A 4,621-nucleotide genomic window follows, 5' to 3' on the forward strand; every position below is an offset into this window, starting at 1 on the left:
GCGGGCCGACGATGATGAGCCAGCCGGTCATCCCGCAGCCGTGGTCGCTGATGAGGACCGCGCCCCGGTCGCGTTCCAGGTGCCAGGCCTCTTCACCGGCGTCGCCGAAGGCCTCCTGGTAGTCGTCCAGGTAGTCGGTGTCCTCGTCCTGCGTGGTGGGTTCGTACCCGGCGGCGCGCAGGGTCGCTCTCTGCTGGTCGGCCCAGCCGTCCGTCTCGACGAACGGCCCGCTCGGGTCCAGCATCCAGTGATGCCCTGCGGTGTCCCAGAGCCATCCCCATGTCCCGTCGATCCGGCACAACGGCGAGAGGCTGCCTGGTCCGGGGCCGCCGGCCCCGACCTCCGCCAGGAACGTGCGGTACTCCTCGGGGAGTGTGACACCGAACTGTGCCTCGGCCTCGGCGATCTGGGCGGGTGTCAGGACCGGTTCGAACAAGGGGTAGGACAACGGCTCGCGGCCACGCGCTCGACGCTCGGCCTCCTCGAGGGCGATGACGCGTTCCCGGACTCCGGACCAGTCCACATGCGTGTTCACGGCTCTCCTATCGACGGCGAGCACGGATATTAGTGCCTGCCGCCGACATCCGACCGCCGTTCGGGCTGACGCTTCAGTTCTCCGACATGGCCTTTCCCTTCAAGCGATCCGCACCCTGTTCGAGCCCGTTGGATAAATCACAAGTTGAAGAGCGTAGAGAATGACGGCTCTACGTCAGTTCGTCATAGGGGGGCACATGGCTGGGGTTCCAGAGGGTGTGGAACATGCGGCTCGCTCGGATGCCGCTACCGACGATGAATCGGCCTTGTTTTCCGACGTGTCCGAGGTTCTTCATGGCGAGAGGACGCTGTGGAGGGCTACCGAACGCATCGTCTCGCTGGCGGCACCCTATGTGGATGAGGTCTGCATGGGCGTACCGCTCACGGCAGGCTTTGATGTGGAGATCGTCAGCCGCACAGTCGTGCGGCGCGCCCATGATGCGCTCAGTGCCGTCACGGCGACTGTCGAATCCCAGGCCCGGGCCAGTGCACGAGTACATCTTCGAGCGATGGTCGAAGACTTGATCTTTGTAAAGTGGCTTATTCGGCTCGATGAAGCAGTTGCAACGGAGTACGTGCGTCACCGTGCCCGCATGGAGGCGCTGCAAGCTGTCAAGGCTCAGCAGGATTTCTTGCCAACTGCTTACCAGCAGCTCAACACAGCGGCCCCGCGCCTCGGGTTCAGAGAAGCCTCGGATGCCCTGGAGCAGGCCCGTAACGAGCTGGCCGACCTGTGTCAACAACAGGGATGGGGCAGGCGAGGGCCATCGGTAAAGAAGATGGCCGAGGTAGGAGATCTTCTACCCGAGTATGAATTTTTCTATCACCTCAGCTCCAAATCGGTGCACGCCAACCTGCACGAGATGGCGCGAATGACGTGGGGCAATGGCCGTACAGGCGATATTTCTTCAAACCCGTTCGAAGGGCTCCATGCCGACCTGGCTGTCGTGTACGGGACCTGGGTCTTCGACAAGATCCTGGAGGTTCTTTCAGATCGGTTTGATCCAGTCAAGACCCTGATTTCCTGCGAGGCATACAGCGTCTGGCTCGCCCTGATCCTTGTCGGGCCGGCAGGTCAGGGCCGGTTGCCCCTCCTGATCCATCCAGAAGAGCTCAGGACCAGGTAGGGCAGCCGGCCAAACCGTGCGCGTCTGGGATCGGTGGCTACTCAGAGCGCATAAGCAACTTGAACCTGCTAGAGCAGAGCGGCTTGCTGAAGGGTGCTGGTGTCTGTGCCGAAGGGGAAGCAGTGACCGTGTTCCAGGCTCTTCAACACGAGTTGACGGTTCACCTTGTCCATGTGGAATGTTGACCAGCTCCGGCACTTGGGGCAGATCTGGCCGATGAGGAACGGCCGGAGGAGATACAAGCGGTGGTCGCGGTCTGCTAGGTAGAGGCTGCCGGTCTCCACGGCGCTGCTCGGGTGCATCATCGTGGACGTGGGCACCACCGGGTGGTCACCCGAGAGCCGACGGTAGCTCAGAGATGCTGTTCCGCAGAATGAGTCCCAGAGCACGGACGTGATCTCGATGAGGCCCCAGTCGGCCAGGAACCGAGCACGCCCGGCCAGGAGCGATAGGTCGTCGAAAGACTCCCGGAGTGCGTTGGGAAGGTCGACGGGATCGACTGGGCGAAGATGTGATTCGTCGTTCCGGCGTCCCGCGAGACGTTTGCGCGCGCTCTCGGCTGCCCGATCGGCGAGCAGACTGCCCAGTTCGTGGAGAGGATGGTCCGGGGCCAGCGTGCGCCGCTTCTTCCGCCCTGCTATCTCCAGCAGCACGCTCGTCCACTGCGCGGTGAAGGACATGGCATCTCGTTTCACCAGGAGTGACAGTGCGTGTACGCCTCGAGGTGATGGGATACCAGCGGCCAGTGACAGCCGCCCCGACCGGCTGCCCGGTGCCGATAGAGGGCGGGCCTCGAACCATCCTGTGAAGGGACTGCCTGCCGCCCGTGGACATCCACACCCGCATCACTGCCCCGGCCGGTCGGCCGCATGTCGCCGGCCACACCGTCTACGACATGGCGAGCCTCGAGGACATCGGCGTCTACGTCGTCGCCCTCCGCATGATCGACAAGCAGGGCTGGGCCAGCGCGGCCGAACTCGACGGTGAGAGCCGCGGCCTGACACCCGAGCTCGTCCTCGGCAGCATCGAGCGGCTCATCGCTCACGGGCTACTCCTGCCGCTCGAGGAATCCGAGCACCTCCAGGCCCTGCCGTCCTGGGCCCGCCCGGCAGCCGAGGTGTACCTGACCGCCACGGTGGGCACCGAGCACCTCCAGGACCGGATCACCGCCGTGTTCGCAGCCGACGGAGACCCGGAAGCCCACACCCTGCAGACCCTCAATGACGCCACCGTCAAACTTCAGCTCACCCGCGACGAGCTCAAGGCCTGGCAGCACGCCCTGGAAGACCTCCACGACGGCCTCCTGGCCGCCCCCGACGGCGAAACGACCCCCGACTTTCTCGCCCACGAAGCCGGCCGCTTCGTCACCACGGTCCTGCGCCTGCACGAAGGCGCCGCGAGCTGGCTCCTGGACGGACCGTTCGGCCCGACCACCAGCTCGCTGCAGCTGAGGTTCGACGGCACCGCGCTCCTCACACCATCCGGCCAGATCCCCCTCGCCGACCTGCGCCTGCCGGGAGCAGTGGTCGCTGCACCCACCCGGTGAGCGTAGGGAGGGCGCCTTCGCAAGCACGCCCTCCTGCCCCAGCGCCGGGCCGGGGCACAGGGGGAGGACACTGGTATCGGTCCCGCCCGCTCGAGACTTCCGGAGGACACGGTGAGCGCAGCGCCCCTGCACGGTCACCACGACGGCAGCCAACCCCTCCCGCGCACCCTGGACGGCGTGGCCGCGGCGCTGCCGCCAGCGCAGCGGATGGAGTTCTACCGGGAGATGGGTGAGGCCGACGTCGAGACGATCGGCGGCGTCCTGAAGCGGTGGTGGCTGCGCGCGGAGCTCTACCGCGACCCGGAGGGCGACCGGATCCACGCCGCCGTCCAGGACGGCACCGCCCCCGGCACCTCCGCCTCCGCGGTCCTGCGCCGCCTCGGGGCCCTGTGAGCGACCACGGCGACTTCCCGGACGACGAGCACGACCCGCTCACCCTCCCAGGCCGTCGAGGCGCTCCTCGAAGACCCTGGCACCCCGGCCGACGTCTTCTCCGCGGTCGTGGCGTTCCTGGTCGACCTGCGTAAGAACCCCTTCCCGCACCTGAGCATGCCGGTCCCCGGCCGGCCGGGCATGCACTCGGCGCCGCTGCACCGGGATCTCGGGCTGGTGGAGTACGCAGTGAACGAGGAGCAGGATCCGCCGCAGATCTACGTCTCCCGGATCCTGCGGGCGGACTGAGCGGACCGAGCAGGCCGGCCCCGGGAAGAGACTCGTCTCAGCTGACCCCGCGCTCCCGCGGGGAGGACACCAGGCGGGCCCAGCCGCCCCGCTCCCCGGCCGGCTGACCCCCGCTCCCGCGGGGAGGACGTCACCAGCGGCCGCAGCTCGGTCCGCCGGTCACCGAGCGGGGCCTGAGCACCCCCGCGGTCAAGCAGATCACCGCCGCCCGCCGCGTTCCCCGAGCAGGCCGCACCGGACCCCGGCCGGCTGCGGAGACACCCAACGCCGCGGCCCGCGCCAAGGCGCTGCTGCGCCGCCTCCCCTTCGTCGGCTCTGGCAGAACTCAAATCTGATGTATGAGGCACGCCGCCGCGGACCCGACCGGCCCTTCACCTGCTGGACTGCCGGGTCTTCCACAACAATTGCCCACACCTCGAAGTCAGTCGAGCAGCCTGCGGAGACCGCCCTGATGCTGACTCTCCGCGGGAGCTTGCACGCCCCGCTCTGGAGAATCGGCTACTGGCTACGACCCTTGCCCGTCGGCAGGAGGCCGCCTTCAAGTGTGCTGGCGCGCCTGGGACATCGATGCTGCCTCCGTCCGAGGCGCTGACTGCGGCCCGTGCCCGAGTTCGCTGCCTGTGGTGCTGAGGACCATCGAGAGGCAGCGCCGCGGGGCGAAGCTGAAGGCCAGCCCTTCCGTTGGCGGTCTTTAGTGGCTGTTGTCTTTCCGGGCTTGAGGGCTGCGTTTCCG

The 4,621-nt window shown here is 67.2% G+C and carries 6 protein-coding genes; 4 read left to right on the plus strand and 2 right to left on the minus strand.

Annotated features, from left to right (window positions below):
* Nucleotides 1–535 (minus strand): SMI1/KNR4 family protein (locus AA75_RS17740; protein WP_033821050.1); only part of this gene is annotated, 535 nt, incomplete at its 3' end.
* 160 nt (nt 536–695) lie between these two features.
* Here AA75_RS17740 and AA75_RS17745 point away from each other — a divergent pair.
* Complete coding sequence (locus tag AA75_RS17745) at nt 696–1,661, plus strand: DUF5677 domain-containing protein (protein WP_149038211.1); 966 nt, start codon at nt 696–698, stop codon at nt 1,659–1,661.
* A 68-nt stretch (nt 1,662–1,729) separates the two neighbouring features.
* On the opposite strand, the gene AA75_RS17750 is transcribed toward AA75_RS17745, so the two are convergent.
* Nucleotides 1,730–2,341 carry a hypothetical protein gene (locus tag AA75_RS17750; protein ID WP_051812672.1) on the minus strand — a complete coding sequence of 204 codons (612 nt, stop codon included), beginning with the start codon at nt 2,339–2,341 and terminating at the stop codon, nt 1,730–1,732.
* Nucleotides 2,342–2,556: 215 nt separating this feature from the next.
* Between AA75_RS17750 and AA75_RS17755 the strand changes: the two genes are divergently transcribed.
* From AA75_RS17755 to AA75_RS17765, 3 genes are all read left to right on the plus strand, one after another.
* Nucleotides 2,557–3,207, plus strand: coding sequence for a hypothetical protein (locus tag AA75_RS17755; RefSeq protein ID WP_149038212.1), 651 nt, complete (start codon nt 2,557–2,559; stop codon nt 3,205–3,207).
* A 111-nt stretch (nt 3,208–3,318) separates the two neighbouring features.
* Complete coding sequence (locus tag AA75_RS17760) at nt 3,319–3,600, plus strand: hypothetical protein (protein WP_033821048.1); 282 nt, start codon at nt 3,319–3,321, stop codon at nt 3,598–3,600.
* 108 nt (nt 3,601–3,708) lie between these two features.
* Nucleotides 3,709–3,888, plus strand: coding sequence for a hypothetical protein (locus AA75_RS17765; RefSeq protein ID WP_033821049.1), 180 nt, complete (start codon nt 3,709–3,711; stop codon nt 3,886–3,888).
* The last annotated feature ends 733 nt before the right edge of the window (nt 3,889–4,621 follow it).

It is taken from the genome of Kitasatospora sp. MBT63, from assembly GCF_000710465.2.
In the GTDB taxonomy this organism is placed as follows: domain Bacteria; phylum Actinomycetota; class Actinomycetes; order Streptomycetales; family Streptomycetaceae; genus Kitasatospora.

Coding starts and splice junctions, on each gene's coding strand:
- AA75_RS17750 (WP_051812672.1), bottom strand. CDS start 2,341: ATGTCCTTCACCGCGCAGTGGACGAGCGTGCTGCTGGAGATAGCAGGG.
- AA75_RS17745 (WP_149038211.1), top strand. CDS start 696: ATGACGGCTCTACGTCAGTTCGTCATAGGGGGGCACATGGCTGGGGTT.
- AA75_RS17755 (WP_149038212.1), top strand. CDS start 2,557: ATGGCGAGCCTCGAGGACATCGGCGTCTACGTCGTCGCCCTCCGCATG.